This window comes from Nocardioides cavernae (assembly GCF_016907475.1).
GTDB classification, from domain to species: domain Bacteria; phylum Actinomycetota; class Actinomycetes; order Propionibacteriales; family Nocardioidaceae; genus Nocardioides; species Nocardioides cavernae.
Window position 1 is genome coordinate 4,790,141 of sequence record NZ_JAFBCA010000001.1, and the last position, 14,642, is coordinate 4,804,782.

The window sequence follows — 14,642 nt, forward strand, 5'->3', positions numbered from 1 at the left end:
GCTCAGCGGGGGAGGCGGGCACCTCCGGGGGCGACCTGCCGGGGCTGCGCTCGACTCACCCGGAACGGAGGATGCCTGCGGGCCGGCGGTCGGAGAGCGTGATGGCGCACCTGTCCGGCTGCGTCACACCCACGACCTCGAGGGAGGACCAGTGCGCTCGAGTGTCATGACGCGACGAGTCCGCCTCGGCGGCCTGTTGCTCGTCGGGCTCGGCCTGCTTGCGGCGTGCGGCGGGAGTGGCGGAGAAGGCGGGGGCCCGACCGTCTCCCCGACCCGCACACCGACGGCCACCGAGCTGCCCAGCCCCACGCGCACACCCACGGCGACGTTGCCCAGCCCCACCCGCACGCCATCGGGCACCGGGACCCCCACCCAGACCCCCACCGAGACCCCCACCGAGACGGTCACCGAGACGCCGACCGCGACGCCGACCGAGACAGTCACCGAAACGCCGACCGAGACGCCGACCGAGACGGTCACCGAGACGCCCACCGAGACGCCAACCGCGACGGCCCCGGAAGCGCCGGAGGAAGAAGCAGCCGAGGGACAGTCGGACGAGGACGAAGGAGTGCCGTCCTGGGTGTGGTGGGTCGTGGCCGCTGTCGTACTGGGAAGCCTCGTCGCCGTCCCACTGGCCGTACGCGCACGGCGCCGGGCCTCGTGGCGCCGAGAGCTGGAGCGTCAGGAGTCCGAGGTCGAGTGGTTCGCACGTCACCTGCTGCGCGAGCTGCGCCTCGCGGGGTCGCACGAGGAGATGGCGGGCGGCTGGGCCGTGAGCCAGAGACGCGTCGCCGCGGCCGAGGACGAGCTCACGGTGCTGGAGTCCAGGGCACCGGACGAAGCCGGTGGCGCTCGCGCACGGTCGTTGCGAGACGCCTTGCGCACCGCACGCGCTCGCATGCAGCGGCTCGCCGCCCCGGGCTCGCACGACACGTGGGCACTCGACCTGGACACCCTCATGATCGAGCTCGAGGGGGCCCTGCGTCAGGGGGCGTCACCGACCCACCCCGCGTGAGTCGTACCGGCGCGAAGCCGGAGATCGTGGAGGACCTGGGTCACCTGATGACCCAGATCCTCCACGATGACCTCGACCCACGCCGGGGCTGGTGACGGTCGCGTCCGAAAATCGCAGGACGACTGTCGGTGTGGCGGGCGAGAATGGCCGGCGATGTTCATCGCGCTGATCGCTTACCTCACTCCACCCTCTCGGCTCGCCGGTCGCCTCTCGACGCAGTCGCTGTTGTTCGCGCTCGGCGAGGGCACGTTCATGGCCGGGTCCGCGGTGTTCTTCACCGAGGTCGTCGGCCTCACCGGGCCGCAGGTCGGCCTGGGCCTGACGCTGGCCGGCATCGCGGCGTTCATCGCGGCCTACCCGATGGGCAAGCTGGTCGACCGCTTCGGCCCCAAGCGCTGCTGGGCGATCAGCTCCGCCGGCCAGGCCGCACTGGTGTGCAGCTGGCCCTTCATCGACAGCTTCGCCGGCTACGTCGCCCTGGCCGTGGCGCTCGAGGTGGTCGGGTCGCTCGGCGGCGCGGCGCACGGGGCCTACACGATCGACGTCCTCCCCGCGGCGGAGCGCGTGGAGTCGCGCGCCTACATGTACTCCGCGCTCAACGTCGGTTTCACCCTCGGCGCGCTGGCCGGCGGCATCGCGCTCGCCACCGAGTCGTTGACGGTGATCTCGGCCCTGCCGTGGTTCACCGCGGTCGTCTTCGCCCTCAACGCCGTGAACATCACCCGGCTACCCCCGGCCTCCCACGACCTCAAGACGACCGAGGAGCGCAAGGTCAAGGTCGAGGGTCCCGGTCCGATGCGGAACGTCGGCTGGCTCGCCGCGTCGTTCTGCGACGGCGTGCTGTGGACCAACCAGGTCATCCTCAACCTCGTCATCCCGCTATGGCTCGTGCAGAAGACCGATGCCCCGTGGGTGGTGCTGGCCTTCCTCTTCGGCACCAACACCGTCATGTGCATCCTGCTGCCGCTGGCCGCCGCGCGCGGGGTCCGCGACCTCTCGACCGGGCTGCGCGCGATCCGGATCTCCACCTTCTTCTTCATCGTGTCGTGCGTCATCACGCTGTCGACCCACCACACGCTGGGCCTGCTGACGGTCGTCCTGTTCTTCCTGGGCCACGTGACCCTCACCGGTGCCGAGCTGTTCCTGTCGGCCGCCAGCTGGACCTTCGAGGCCGAGCTGATGGACCCGCGGCGCCGCGGCGAGTACCAGGGCGCGGCCGAGCTGATGGGCACCCTGGGCCGCGTCTGGGCGCCCGCCCTCTACACGTTCCTCGTGATGGACTGGAGCTCCCTGGGCTGGCTGGTCATCGCCGCGCTCGTCACCGCGGCAAGCGTCGGCCTGCACCCGTCCGTGCACCTCGCCCGCCGCTTCCTCGAGCAGCACGTGCCGGCCGACGTCCTGGCCGACGCGACGTCCTCGGCGAAGGCGGCCGACCCCGCGCCACTGGGGCCGCCGACGGTCGACCAGCCCGCGGAGCCTGGCGGCGTGAGCCCACTCAGCTCCTGACACAATCCCGCGGTGACCTCCTCCGCTGACTGGCTCGCCGGCGCCCGACCGCGCACCCTCCCCGCCGCGGTCGCGCCCGTGCTCGCCGGCACCGGCGTGGCGGCGTACGTCGACCAGGCGGTGTGGTGGAAGGCCCTGCTCGCCCTGGTCGTCAGCCTCGCCCTGCAGGTGGGCGTCAACTACGCCAACGACTACTCCGACGGTGTCCGCGGCACCGACGCCGACCGCGTCGGCCCGATGCGGCTCGTCGGCTCGGGGGCGGCGTCGCCGCGCGCCGTGAAGATCGCCGCCTTCGCCGCCTTCGGCGTGGCAGCCGCGGCCGGCCTGGTGCTCGCCGCCACGACCGCGTGGTGGCTCGTCGCGGTCGGACTCGTGTGCGTGGTCGCGGCCTGGTTCTACACCGGGGGCGAGAAGCCCTACGGCTACCTCGGCCTCGGCGAGGTGATGGTCTTCGTCTTCTTCGGCCTGGTGGCGGTCGTCGGCACGACGTACGTCCAGACCGAGACGTGGGAGTGGCCAGCCCTCTACGCCGGCGTCGGCGTCGGAGCGCTCGCCTGCGCCATCCTCGTCGCCAACAACCTGCGTGACATCCCCACCGACACCGTCGCGGGCAAGCGGACGCTTGCGGTGCGGCTCGGCGACGAGCGCACCCGCTCGGTCTACGCCTTCCTCGTGCTCGTCGCCGCCGCTGCCGTGGTCGCCGTCGCCGTCGCCACGACCTGGTGGGCACTCGTCGGACTCGGATTCCTGGCCCGGGCGCTGCCGCCCACCCGGGCCGTCCTGGGCGGCGCCACGGGCCCGGCCCTGATCCCCGTGCTGGCCGCCACTGGCGCCGCGGAGCTGATCTGGTCGGTCCTCGTCGCGGTGCCGCTGCTCCTGGTCTCGTGACGCGACTCCGCCCCTCCTCGACCAACGGAAAACGCGTGGCCCGCACGCGGCGCGCTCACTAGCGTGGCGGGGTGGACTACGACTTCGCCATCCTGGACTTCTCCGACGAGTCCGACGAGGCGGTCGCCCGGCGCCGCGGCTGGGTCGGTGCTGTCCTGCGCGGCTTCCGCGACCCCCGCCCCGAGGACGAGCTCATCGACCGGTGGGTACGTCACTACCGCGCCGACGAGGTCGTCGTCCGAGGCGCGTGGCTGCCCGAGGGCGAGTTCGGCGCCGGGCCGATGCCGGTCGCGACGTACGCCAGCCTCGACAAGACGCTGAACGCCGGCCGTGAGCTGCTGCCGCTGCGGATGATCACCGACGTCACCACCAGCGCCGCCCACCGGCGCCGCGGCCTGCTGCGCCGGATGATCGAGGACGACCTCGACGACGCCGTGGCGAAGGGGGTCCCGATCGCGGCGCTGACCGCGTCCGAGGCCACCATCTACGGCCGGTGGGGCTTCGGGCCGGCGACGTTCCGGCACGGCGTGGACGTCAACACGACCACCGGCTTCGCGTTCCGGTCGTTCACCGACCCCGGCCGCGTCGAGCTCCTCGAGCCGGCTGAGGCCTGGCCGCACGTGAAGGGGGTCTTCGACACGTTCCACGCCCGGCAGCGCGGGTCGGTCGACTGGCCGGCGCAGTACGAAGACATGCACACCGGGGCCTACGACTTCAACGGCAGCGGCGGCAACCGCAAGATCCGCACCGCGGTCCACCTCGACGACGGCAGGCGCGTCGACGGCTTCGCGATCTTCAAGCACGACGAGAAGGACACCGTGAAGGTCGACGAGATGGCCGCGCTCACGCCGCAGGCGCAGCTCGGGCTGTGGTCGTTCCTGGCGTCGCTGGACCGGGTGAAGACCGTGACCTTCAACATCGTCCACCCCGACGACCCGCTGATGTGGGCGCTGGCCGACCTCAACCGGGTGAAGACCACCGAGCTCGAGGAGTTCCTCTGGCTGCGCGTCCTCGACGTCCCGCGGGCGCTCGAGGCCCGCCCCTGGGCGGCCGACGGGACGGTCGTCCTCGAGGTCGACGACCCGCAGGGACACGGGGCGGGGCGCTTCCTGGCGACCACCCGGGACGGCGTCGCGACGGTCACCCGCACCGACGACGAGGCGACCGTCCGGGTCACGGCCGAGACCCTCGGCGCGCTCTACCTCGGCAACGTGCCGGTGCCGCAGCTGCGCCGGGCCGGGCGGGTCGACGGCGCGGACGACGACGTACGACGCTTCGCCGCGATGGCGGACCTCCGCGAGCCGGCCTACAACCTCACGGGGTTCTGAGGTCGAGGTCGGCGCCGAGGAGCGACCTCAGCCGGGTCGCCTCGGCCGCCAGCCCCGCCGACGCCGGGGCGTCGACCTCGAGCACGTCGGCCCGGACCCGCCACGTGCCTGCCACGACGCCGTCGACCAGCACGGGGTTGGCCCCGCGCGTCATGGAGGTGCGGTGCCCGGCCGGCACGACCCAGGTGTCCTGGGTGCCCGGGCCCATCACCCAGTCGTCCTTGCCCGGCAGCAGCACCACCGTCGGTTCGGGCCGGGTGGTCCCGAGGTCGTCGACCCGGGACGCGAGGTGCCAGCGCGCCTCGCCCTCGACGTCGACCTCGACGAGGTCGCCCTCGACCTCGCGCCACCACCGCTCCAGCCGCTTCCGGCCGGCGCTCAACCCGCCGCCGAGCCAGTGGTCGACGAGCCCCGGCGTGGTCGGGCCGTAGGCGTCGACGTACTCGAGGACGGCGCGCGGTCCGGCCTCCTCGAGGTCCGGCACGCCGGCCCACCCGGGCGCCAGCGCGGGGCTCTGCAGCTCCAGTGGGCCGAAGAGGTCCGGGCCGAGCACGATGTCGCCCTGCCACGCGAAGGGCTTGAGGAAGGTGTGGTTGGGCTGCGCGAACTCCTTCGCCAGGTGGGCGAAGCGCTGATGCCCGGCGAGCACGTCGGCGACCGCCTGCGGTGGCACCGGACCGGACGCGACGACCTCGCGGACGACCGCCCGCAGGTCGGGCCACTCGTCGGGAGCGAGCCGGTAGTGCTCGACCCAGCTCCTCAGCGCCCACTGCCGTCCCGCCGACCGGAGCGCGAGGTAGGCGCCGGCGGTCTCGGGCGCCATCACCTGCACCGACCCGCGGAACGAGAACGTGCGCACCAGCCGGCCGTCGGTCAGGGCACGCTGCACCTCCCCCGGCTCGCCCGGCGACGCGAGCCGACGGCGTACGGACAGGTCGGGGTCGGAGCCGAAGACGGACACCGCCGCCAGCGTCCGGACGACCTCGGTCGGGTCGGCCGCGCCCGCGAGCAGGTGCTGACGGCGCATCCGCCAGGCGAGCGCCTGGCTCCGCGTCACCCGCAGCTGCACCGGATCAGGCTCGCGTCAGTCCTGGTCCTCGCGCGCCTTGCGCTCCTCGAAGGCCGCAGACGCCCGGGACGCGCGCGACTCGACGCGCTGCGCGAAGGCCTCGCGCTGCCGGTTGAGGATGAAGTAGGACGCGATGCCGGAGATAAGGAAGGCGAGGATCACGGCCCAGAAGAGGTTGTAGCGGCCGTCGAAGACGAGGGCCATCACGCCCACGACGACACCGAACGATGCCACGAACAGCACGACCCGCATGGCGGTGTAGACAACGAACTCCTTCACGCCCCCAGCCTAGGCTCCCCCGACTACATTGGAGGAATGCTGAAGGTCCTGCTCGTCGTCGCCCTGATCGCGGTCGTCGTGTGGTTCCTCGTCAGGCTGACGCTGCGTCGTCTCGACGGAGGTGGGCCGTCACGCCCGCGGGTGATCGGCCCCGACGACGACCCCGACTTCCTGCGCAACCTCGACCGGCCCCGCAAGCCCGAGGACGACTGACATCTCCGGCGCGGCTCCCTCGGCGTAGGAGTGCTGGCTGCTGGAGCTGAAGAAGTTGATGCCGATGAAGTTGAACCACAGCGTCGCGGCACCGACCAGCGCCAGGATCGCCGCGTTGCGACCGCGCCAGCCCGCGGTCGCGCGGGCGTGCAGGTAGGCGGCGTAGACCACCCACGTGATGAAGGCCCACACCTCCTTGGGGTCCCAGTTCCAGTAGGCCCCCCACGCCTGGTGCGCCCAGATCGGACCGGTGATCAGGACGGCGAAGGTCCACACCGGGAAGCCGAAGGCGTGCATCCGGTAGGACAGCCGGTCGAGGACCTTGGGCTCGGGCACGCGGGCGAGGTAGCCCGTGGTCGCCGACGAGCGTGCCTTGACGAGGTAGAGCCCCGAGAGCAGCGCACCCAGGGTGAAGGCGCCGGTGGAGATCACCGCCGACACCACGTGGATCACGAGCCAGGGCGAGTTGAGCGCGTCGGGCAGCGGCAGCACCGCGTCGTCGAGGCCGAGGAACGCCGCCATCAGGGCGGCCACCACGAAGGTCGTGACGAGCGGCCCGAGCCACTCGATGTCGATCCGCAGCGTGGCCAGCACGAAGATCAGCGCGACCACGAAGGTGCCCGAGATCGTGAACTCGTACATGTTGCCCCAGGGCACCCGGTTGGGGTCGGCCGCGAGACCACGCGCGACGAGGGCCACGAAGTGCACGAGGACGGCGAAGACGGTGAGGACGAGACCCAGGCGGCCGGCCACCTCGCCGCGGCGGCTCGGGGCGGGCTCCTGGTCGACCGCGACGGCGTTGCTCGCACCGTGTCCGTCCGCGCCGACGGACACGGGCTCGACCTCCTTGCTCGCCGTGCGCAGGGTCGCCAGCTCGAAGAAGTAGGCCAGCATCGCGAGGAAGTAGAGCACCGCGGCGGCGATGACCGCCTCGTAGCTGAACACCTCCCACTGTGCGTCGGTCACGACTCGTCCTTCCTGTTGCTGTCGGTCTTCACGCCCGTCTCCTCGTGCAAGGCTGCCACGACCTCCCCGAGCTCGGCGGCGCCGTCCTCGGGGTCCCCACCGGACGACCGGTCGAGGCGGGCGACCTCGACGAGCGTGGTGCCGTCGTCCTGCCGGCGCGCGCGCACCCACATCCGGCGCGGGCGCACGAAGAGCGAGCCCAGCAGGCCGAGGAGTGCGACGACGACCCCGGTGAGCGCGACCAACGAACCCGGGCTGCGGCTGACCTGGATCTTGTTCCACCGCTGCAGGCCGTCGAACGTCACCGTGCCGAGGCCGTCGGGCAGCGTCGCGGTCTCGCCGGGGCGCAGGTCCATGCGGTACGGCTGGCCGTTGGGCTTCGTCACCTGGGTGGCGTCGGCCTTGTCGAGCACGTAGACCGACGAGGCCGACCCGTCCTGGAGGCCGAGGTCGCCGGTCCACAGGCTCATCGAGATGAGCGGGTCCAACGCCTCGCCGAAGACCGACGCCGGCATCGTGAGGTTGCCGTCGGCGTCGCGGCCCATCGCGAAGGTCGGGTAGAAGGCGCCCTCGAGGCCGATCTGGCCGGGCTTGGCGAACGGCGCCTTGACGACGCCGAACGACTCGAACGTCTGCGCGTTGGTCGGCAGGAAGACCACGGGGCCGCTCTTGGCGACCTCGCCCTCGCCGTCGCGGATCGTGATGACCGGCGCGTAGCCGTGGCCGATGAGGAAGACGTCGGTGCCGCCGATGGACAGCGGGTGGTTGACCTTGAGGTCGTAGGTCTTGTCCTCGCCGCCCGGCTCGGTCGTGTAGTCGAGCTTCGCGACGAACTCGCGCGCCATCCCGGCCCGCTTGCCCTCGGTCAGCCAGTCGACGTCGAAGTCGGTGATGCTGAAGGAGAACGGCTCCATCACGTCGGGGTCGAAGAGCGCGCCCGGGGCGAAGTCGTCGTACTGGGTGAGGTTGTTGGAGAAGCCGTAGTCGTCACCGTTGAGCAGGATGACGCCGCCCTTGTAGCCGAACAGGCTGCCGGCGGCGACACCCACGAGCACGACGATCACGGCGAGGTGGAAGACCAGGTTGCCGGCCTCGCGGAGGTGGCCGCGCTCGGCGGCGACCGCATCGGACTCGCCCTCGACGTAGAGGACGCGGAAGCGCCGCCCCTTCATCACGCGCGCGGCTCGGGCCAGGACGGCGTCGGGGTCCTCGTCGGTGGTGTACGACGTGCTCTCCGGCAGGCGCGAGAGGTGGCGGGGCGCCTTCGGGGGCTTGGCGCGCAGGGCGCGGTAGTAGACGAACAGGCGCGGGATGATGCAGCCCACCAGCGAGATCATCAGCAGGATGTAGATCGCGGCGAACCACACCGAGCCGTAGACCGAGAACAGGTCGAGGCGGTCCCAGATCGGCGCGAGCCGCGGGTGGTCGTCGCGCCACTGGCTGACGGCGAGGGAGTCGATGTTCTCCTGGGGGATCACCGAGCCGGGGATCGCTGCGAGCGCCAGCAGCAGGAGCAGCACCAGCGCGGTGCGCATCGAGGTGAGCTGGCGCCACGACCACCGGGCCAGCTCGCGGGCCGTGAGGTCGCTCGGGAGCGCGGTCGCCTGACGGTCGTCGGAGGGCCGCTGCCGCAGGTCGGGCTGGAGGTCGGTCACACCGGCACCGTGAATCCCTGGACCACCTGCAGCTGGAGCCACTGGACGATGCGGTCCCACCAACCGGTCACGAGCAGGATGCCGACCAGGATCATCATCACGCCGCCGAGGCGTACGACGAGCATCTGGTGGCGGCGGATCACGGCGAACGCGCCCAGCATGCGCCGGTAGGCGAAGGCCGCGGCGATGAACGGCAGCCCGAGGCCGAGCGCGAAGACCGCCGAGAGCAGCGCGCCGCGAGCGGCGGTCGCCTCGTTGACCGACAGCACGTTGATCGCCGCCAGGGTGGGGCCGACGCACGGTGTCCAGCCGACGCCGAAGAGGAAGCCGAGCAGCGGCGCCGCCGCCAGCCCGACGGCGGGCACCTTGTGGATGCGCCAGTCGCGCTGCAGGAAGCCGAACGCACCGAGGAACGCGACGCCGAGCAGGATCGTGATGACCCCGAGGACGACGTTGAGCTGGCGCGTGTGGGTGAACAGCCACGCCCCGGCCGCGCCGGTGAGGCTGCCCAGCAGCACGAAGACGACGGAGAAGCCGAGCACGAAGAGCGTCGCGCCGAGCACCATCCGGCCGCGGCGCGCCTGGTCGAGGTCTCCCCCGGAGATGCCGGTGGCGTAGGACAGGTAGCCGGGCAGCAGCGGGATGACGCAGGGGCTGAAGAACGAGATCAGGCCGGCGGCGAGGGCGACCGGGAGGGCCAGCACCATCGACCCGGACAGGGCCGTCTCCTGGAACCAGTCACTCATCGCGGACCGCCTCGACAAGCGAGACCAGCGTCTGCGTGGTGGGGATCCGGCCGTTGACCGACGCCGCGACCCGGCCCTCGGCGTCGAGGACGACCGTGCTCGGGATGGACCGCGGCGTCAGGGTGCCGGCGAACGGCAGCAGCGCCGAGCCGTCGGCGGAGTAGATCGAGGAGTACGGCACGTCGAGGTCGCGGACGTAGGCCGCTGCGTCGTCCTGCGAGGCGTCACGGATGTTGAGGCCGATGAACTGCACGTCGTCGCCGAGCGCGGCGGCGGCCGCGTTGAGGTCGGGCTGCTCCTTGATGCACGGCGGGCACCACGACGCCCACACGTTGACCACCACCGGCCCGCCGCGCAGGTCAGCGAGGTCGACGTCGCCGCCCTCGAGGTCGGTGCCGGTGAGGTCGACGGGCTCGCCGCGGTCGGCCGGCGCCACCTCCGTCGGGACGCCGGTCCCGGAGATGTAGCCCTTGTCACCGGTCCCGGACAGGCCGGAGCAACCCGCGAGCGCGAGCAGGCAGGCGAGGCCCAGGAGCGGGCCGAGGAGCAGGCGGACGAGCTTCAGGGCCGGTCCTCCCGTGGGGCACCACCGGCGGAGAACGGGGCGGAGCGGTCGCCCACCGGGATGAGGTCGCCTGCCGGCTCCGAGTAGCGGACCTGCGTCACCCGGTCGTCGTCGAAGACGACGCTCGTCAGGGAGCACAGCGTGCACTGGCGGGTCTTGGGGTGGTGGAGGTAGCTGCGCTTCTCCAGGAACAGCCGCGTCGTCCAGATGGGAAGCTGGTGGGACACCACGACGGCCTCGTGGCCGGCCGCGGACTCGCGTGCGTCGTGGACCGCCGCCATCATCCGGCCGGCGATCTCGTCGTAGGGCTCGCCCCACGACGGCTTGAACGGGTTGTACATGTGGCGCAGCAGGCCGGGGCGCTTGAGGAACGTCTTCGCGCCGTCACCGAAGTCGATGCCCTGGAACTTGTTGCCGGACTCGATCACTCGCGGGTCGAGCTGCGGCGTGATCGCGAGTCGCTCCGCCAGCGGCGCGAGGGTCTCCTGCGCCCGCTCGAGCGGCGACGTGCGGAGGTGGACGATGTCGCGGTCGCCGATCGTCTCCGCGATCCGCCGCGCCATCTGGTTGCCGAGGTCGGACAGGTGGAACCCGTCCATCCGGCCGTAGAGGACGCCACCGGGGTTGTGGACCTCACCGTGCCGGAGCAGGTGGACGATGGTCTGGACTCCCATGTCAGTGACCTCCCGCCGCAGCGGCCGCGGACGCAGCGGCCGGCAGCGCGTCGATGATGGTGGACACGGCCCGGTCGTCGTGCGCCGAGGAGACGAACCACGCCTCGTACGCCGACGGGGGCAGGTAGACGCCCTGGTCGAGCATCGAGTGGAAGAACGCGGCGTAGGCGCCGGTGTCCTGCTGGCTCGCCCCGGCGAAGTCGCGGACCGCGCCGTCACGGAAGAACACCGAGAACATGGTGCCGGCGGTCTGGACGACGTGCGGGACGCCGGCCGCCTGGAGGTGCTCGGAGACGGCGGCTCGGATGGTCTTCGCGGTGGCGTCGAGCTGCGCGTAGACGGCGGGCGTGGCGAGCCGCAGGGTGGCGAGGCCAGCCGTCGTGGCGACCGGGTTCCCCGAGAGCGTGCCGGCCTGGTAGACGGGACCCTCCGGCGCGAGGTGGGCCATGAGGTCGGCGCGACCGCCGAAGGCCGCTGCCGGGAACCCGCCGCCCATCACCTTGCCGAAGGTCATCAGGTCGGGCGTCCAGCCCTCGACGGCGCCATCGAGTCCCCACCCGCCCTGCTCGGTCGCGCGGAAGCCGGTCATCACCTCGTCGCTGATGAACAGGGCGCCGTGGGCGCGGCAGGTCTCGGCGAGGAAGGCGTTGAAGCCCGGCGCCGGCGGCACGACACCCATGTTGCCCGGCGACGCCTCGGTGATCAGGCACGCGATGCGCGACCCGTGGGCCTCGAAGGCGGCCGCCACGGCGGCGCGGTCGTTGTAGGTCAGGACGAGCGTCTCGGCCGCCGACGACGCAGGCACGCCGCTGGTGCCGGGCACCGCCAGCGTCGCGACGCCCGACCCGGCCTCGGCCAGCAGCGGGTCGACGTGGCCGTGGTAGCAGCCGGCGAACTTCACGACGAGGTCGCGACCGGTCGCGCCGCGCGCCAGCCGGATCGCCGACATGGTGGCCTCGGTGCCGGAGGAGACGAAGCGGACCCGCTCCACCGGCGTACGCCGCACGATCTCCTCGGCCAGCTCGACCTCGGGCTCCGTCGGGGTGCCGTACGACGTGCCGCGGGCCACCGCTCCGGCCACGGCCGCCTGCACGTCGGGGTGCGCGTGGCCGAGCAGCATCGGACCCCACGAGCAGATCAGGTCGACGTAGTCGTTGCCGTCGGCGTCGGTGAGCCAGGCCCCCGAGGCCGAGGTGATGAAGCGCGGCGTCCCGCCGACCGCGGTGAACGCGCGCACGGGCGAGTTCACGCCGCCGGGCGTCACGGCCCGGGCACGCTCGAACCAGGCTTCGCTGGCCGCGGTCGTCGAGGGGATGGTCGCGGAGGTCACCGGGTCATTGTCACGCAGGCGCGCAAGGGATCCCCATTCGGTGCGTATGGGCTTCCCACGGATGTGGGTTGGCGCACAGGCGACTCGCGCGTAACTTGGTGTGACGAATCGTCGTTGACCAGGTGTGGACGTGCCCGGAGGGGGTACGAGGACTCCACGACCACCGCGGGACGACCAAGGGGAGTGCGCACGACATGTCGAGTTCCACCCGACTGCACCGAGCGATCGCCATCATCCCGCTGGCGGTGCTCTCCGCCGCGTGGACCGCCAACCTCGCAGGCGTGGGCGTCGACCCGGCGAGCGCCGACCCCGACGGCTCGCAGACCCTCCCCGACGGCACCGTCCTGCCGACCGCCGCGATCGAGGCGCCGGCCAGCGTGGGCGACGCGGTGGCCCGTGCCGCCTCGCTCACCCCCGGCAGCGCCAGTGACATCCCGCAGGCCGCGCTGTCGGCCTACCAGCGCGCCGAGGCCGTGATCAACGAGGCCGACAAGGGCTGCAACCTGCCGTGGGAGCTGATCGCCGCGATCGGTCGGGTCGAGTCCGACCACGGCCGCTTCGGGGGCAACGCCCTCGACGACCGCGGCGTCGCCCGCCCGGGCATCTTCGGCATCGCGCTCAACGGCAAGCACGACACCCAGCGGATCCTCGACACCGACGCCGGGCAGTACGACGACGACACCCGCTTCGACCGGGCCGTGGGTCCGATGCAGTTCATCCCCTCGACGTGGTCCGTGGTCGGGGTCGACGGTGACAACGACGGCACCCGCGACCCGCAGGACGTCGACGACGCGGCCCTCGCCACGGCCGTCTACCTCTGCTCCGGTGACGACGACCTGTCGTCGGAGAAGGGCCAGCGTGCCTCGGTCTACCGCTACAACCACTCCAACGCCTACGTCGACCTGGTGCTGGGGATCATGCAGGCCTACATGGACGGCGACTTCAGCGCCGTGCCGACCTCGACCCTCACCTCCGGCGTGATCGTCCCCGACCCCACCTCCTCGACCGGCGGCAACGGCGGCAAGGGGGGCAACAGCGGCGTGAAGGGCGGCAACGGCGACAACGGCGGGAAGGACAACGACTCCTCCCCCACCAAGGACCCGACCCCCACGCAGACCCAGAGCCCGACCCAGACGCAGAGCCCCACCCCCACCCAGGACCCGACCCAGTCGGCGACCCAGGACCCCACCAAGGACCCGACCAAGGACCCGACGGTCGTGCCCACCGTCGACCCGACGACGCCGCTGCCGACGCTCACGCCGACGCTGCCGACCAACACCATCACCGCCACCCTGACCTGGGCCGAGGCCCAGACCCAGTGCCTGGCCAGCGGGATCTCCGCGCTCGACGTGCCGGCGCTCAACGCCTGCATCGACAACCTGATGAACCCCTGACGGGGCTCAGGCGCGCAGCAGGCGGGCGGCCTCCGAGGCCCAGTACGTGAGGATGACGTCGGCCCCGGCACGGCGGATCGAGGTCAGGGTCTCCAGGATGGCGGCCTCGCGGTCGATCCAGCCGTTGGCCGCGGCGGCCTCGAGCATCGCGTACTCGCCGGAGACGTTGTAGGCGGCGACCGGGACGTCGACGGCGTCGCGCACGCGGCGTACGACGTCGAGGTAGGGCAGGGCCGGCTTCACCATCACGAGGTCGGCACCCTCGGCGACGTCGAGGAGCACCTCCCGGACGCCCTCGAGGGCGTTGGCGGGGTCCTGCTGGTAGGTGCGGCGGTCACCGACGAGCGAGGAGTCGACGGCCTCGCGGAACGGGCCGAAGAAGGCGGAGGCGTACTTCGCGGAGTAGGCGAGCACGGACACGTGGCTGTGCCCGGCGTCGTCGAGGGCCTTGCGGACGACCGCGACCTGGCCGTCCATCATCCCGCTGGGGCCGACCATGTCGACCCCGGCCGCAGCCTGCGCAAGGGCCATCTCGGCGTACGCCGCCAGGGTCTGGTCGTTGTCGACCTCGCCGTCGGGCGTGAGGAGGCCGCAGTGGCCGTGGTCGGTGAACTCGTCGAGGCACAGGTCCGACATCACCGTGAGCTGGTCGCCCACCTCGGCGACGACGTCGGTGATGGCGAGGTTGAGGACGCCGGCCGGGTCGAGCGCTCCGGAGCCCGTGGCGTCCTTGTGCTCGGGGATGCCGAAGAGCATCACCCCACCGAGGCCGAGCTCGGCCGCCTCGGCGACCGCCCGCTTGAGCGAGTCGCGGGAGTGCTGGACGACACCCGGCATCGAGGAGATCGGGTGCGGTTCGGCGAGGCCCTCGCGGATGAACACCGGCAGGACCAGCGAGCTGGGCACCACGTGGGTCTCGGCGACCATGCGGCGCAGCGCTGGGGTGCGCCGCAGCCGCCGGGGTCGGATGGTCGGGCCCTGGACGTGCGTCTCCTCGGTCACTTCTCCATCCTT

The 14,642-nt window shown here is 72.1% G+C and carries 15 protein-coding genes; 6 read left to right on the plus strand and 9 right to left on the minus strand.

Annotated features, from left to right (window positions below):
- The first annotated feature begins 166 nt into the window (after positions 1 to 166).
- The 4 genes from JOD65_RS22630 to JOD65_RS22645 all read left to right on the plus strand — a co-directional run bounded on the left by JOD65_RS22630 (position 167) and on the right by JOD65_RS22645 (position 4,737).
- Positions 167 to 1,015: a hypothetical protein gene (locus JOD65_RS22630; RefSeq protein WP_204811358.1), complete on the plus strand. Its 849-nt coding sequence runs from the start codon at positions 167 to 169 to the stop codon at positions 1,013 to 1,015.
- A 153-nt stretch (positions 1,016 to 1,168) separates the two neighbouring features.
- Positions 1,169 to 2,521 carry an MFS transporter gene (locus tag JOD65_RS22635; RefSeq protein WP_191194402.1) on the plus strand — a complete coding sequence of 451 codons (1,353 nt, stop codon included), beginning with the start codon at positions 1,169 to 1,171 and terminating at the stop codon, positions 2,519 to 2,521.
- A 12-nt stretch (positions 2,522 to 2,533) separates the two neighbouring features.
- Positions 2,534 to 3,409 (plus strand): 1,4-dihydroxy-2-naphthoate polyprenyltransferase, encoded by an 876-nt coding sequence (locus JOD65_RS22640; protein WP_191194401.1) that lies wholly within the window; start codon positions 2,534 to 2,536, stop codon positions 3,407 to 3,409.
- A 71-nt stretch (positions 3,410 to 3,480) separates the two neighbouring features.
- Positions 3,481 to 4,737 carry a GNAT family N-acetyltransferase gene (locus tag JOD65_RS22645; protein WP_191194400.1) on the plus strand — a complete coding sequence of 419 codons (1,257 nt, stop codon included), beginning with the start codon at positions 3,481 to 3,483 and terminating at the stop codon, positions 4,735 to 4,737.
- Here the strand turns inward: JOD65_RS22645 and JOD65_RS22650 are convergent.
- A complete protein-coding gene (locus JOD65_RS22650; protein ID WP_191194399.1) occupies positions 4,724 to 5,806 on the minus strand; it encodes a DNA glycosylase AlkZ-like family protein in 1,083 nt (360 codons plus the stop codon). The genes JOD65_RS22645 and JOD65_RS22650 overlap by 14 nt on opposite strands.
- 15 nt (positions 5,807 to 5,821) lie before the next feature.
- Positions 5,822 to 6,085: a DUF4229 domain-containing protein gene (locus JOD65_RS22655; protein WP_191194398.1), complete on the minus strand. Its 264-nt coding sequence runs from the start codon at positions 6,083 to 6,085 to the stop codon at positions 5,822 to 5,824.
- Between the two features lie 36 nt (positions 6,086 to 6,121).
- On the opposite strand from JOD65_RS22655, the gene JOD65_RS22660 reads away from it, so the two are divergent.
- The gene (locus tag JOD65_RS22660) at positions 6,122 to 6,298 is read left to right on the plus strand and encodes a hypothetical protein (protein ID WP_191194397.1); all 177 of its coding nucleotides are present in this window, start codon (positions 6,122 to 6,124) and stop codon (positions 6,296 to 6,298) included.
- Here JOD65_RS22660 and ccsB read toward each other — a convergent pair.
- From ccsB to hemL, 6 genes are all read right to left on the minus strand, one after another.
- Positions 6,215 to 7,264, minus strand: a complete 1,050-nt coding sequence (gene ccsB / locus JOD65_RS22665) for a c-type cytochrome biogenesis protein CcsB (RefSeq protein WP_191194396.1) — start codon at positions 7,262 to 7,264, stop codon at positions 6,215 to 6,217. The two genes, JOD65_RS22660 and ccsB, sit on opposite strands and share 84 nt — an antisense overlap.
- Positions 7,261 to 8,919: a cytochrome c biogenesis protein ResB gene (resB, locus tag JOD65_RS22670; RefSeq protein WP_307821351.1), complete on the minus strand. Its 1,659-nt coding sequence runs from the start codon at positions 8,917 to 8,919 to the stop codon at positions 7,261 to 7,263. The genes ccsB and resB overlap by 4 nt, the downstream gene beginning before the upstream one ends.
- Positions 8,916 to 9,665: a cytochrome c biogenesis CcdA family protein gene (locus JOD65_RS22675; protein ID WP_191194395.1), complete on the minus strand. Its 750-nt coding sequence runs from the start codon at positions 9,663 to 9,665 to the stop codon at positions 8,916 to 8,918. The genes resB and JOD65_RS22675 overlap by 4 nt, the downstream gene beginning before the upstream one ends.
- Positions 9,658 to 10,101, minus strand: a complete 444-nt coding sequence (locus JOD65_RS22680) for a TlpA family protein disulfide reductase (RefSeq protein WP_307821352.1) — start codon at positions 10,099 to 10,101, stop codon at positions 9,658 to 9,660. The genes JOD65_RS22675 and JOD65_RS22680 overlap by 8 nt, the downstream gene beginning before the upstream one ends.
- A gap of 125 nt (positions 10,102 to 10,226) precedes the next feature.
- Positions 10,227 to 10,904 (minus strand): histidine phosphatase family protein, encoded by a 678-nt coding sequence (locus JOD65_RS22685; protein WP_191194394.1) that lies wholly within the window; start codon positions 10,902 to 10,904, stop codon positions 10,227 to 10,229.
- Between the two features lies 1 nt (position 10,905).
- The gene (hemL, locus tag JOD65_RS22690) at positions 10,906 to 12,234 is read right to left on the minus strand and encodes a glutamate-1-semialdehyde 2,1-aminomutase (RefSeq protein ID WP_191194393.1); all 1,329 of its coding nucleotides are present in this window, start codon (positions 12,232 to 12,234) and stop codon (positions 10,906 to 10,908) included.
- Between the two features lie 194 nt (positions 12,235 to 12,428).
- On the opposite strand from hemL, the gene JOD65_RS22695 reads away from it, so the two are divergent.
- Positions 12,429 to 13,628: a lytic transglycosylase domain-containing protein gene (locus JOD65_RS22695; RefSeq protein WP_191194392.1), complete on the plus strand. Its 1,200-nt coding sequence runs from the start codon at positions 12,429 to 12,431 to the stop codon at positions 13,626 to 13,628.
- A 6-nt stretch (positions 13,629 to 13,634) separates the two neighbouring features.
- Here the strand turns inward: JOD65_RS22695 and hemB are convergent, their stop codons facing one another.
- Positions 13,635 to 14,630, minus strand: coding sequence for a porphobilinogen synthase (gene hemB / locus JOD65_RS22700; RefSeq protein WP_307821353.1), 996 nt, complete (start codon positions 14,628 to 14,630; stop codon positions 13,635 to 13,637).
- Positions 14,631 to 14,642: the final 12 nt, after the last annotated feature.

Coding starts and splice junctions, on each gene's coding strand:
- JOD65_RS22630 (WP_204811358.1), top strand. CDS start 167: ATGACGCGACGAGTCCGCCTCGGCGGCCTGTTGCTCGTCGGGCTCGGC.
- JOD65_RS22635 (WP_191194402.1), top strand. CDS start 1,169: ATGTTCATCGCGCTGATCGCTTACCTCACTCCACCCTCTCGGCTCGCC.
- JOD65_RS22660 (WP_191194397.1), top strand. CDS start 6,122: ATGCTGAAGGTCCTGCTCGTCGTCGCCCTGATCGCGGTCGTCGTGTGG.
- JOD65_RS22675 (WP_191194395.1), bottom strand. CDS start 9,665: ATGAGTGACTGGTTCCAGGAGACGGCCCTGTCCGGGTCGATGGTGCTG.
- JOD65_RS22685 (WP_191194394.1), bottom strand. CDS start 10,904: ATGGGAGTCCAGACCATCGTCCACCTGCTCCGGCACGGTGAGGTCCAC.
- JOD65_RS22695 (WP_191194392.1), top strand. CDS start 12,429: ATGTCGAGTTCCACCCGACTGCACCGAGCGATCGCCATCATCCCGCTG.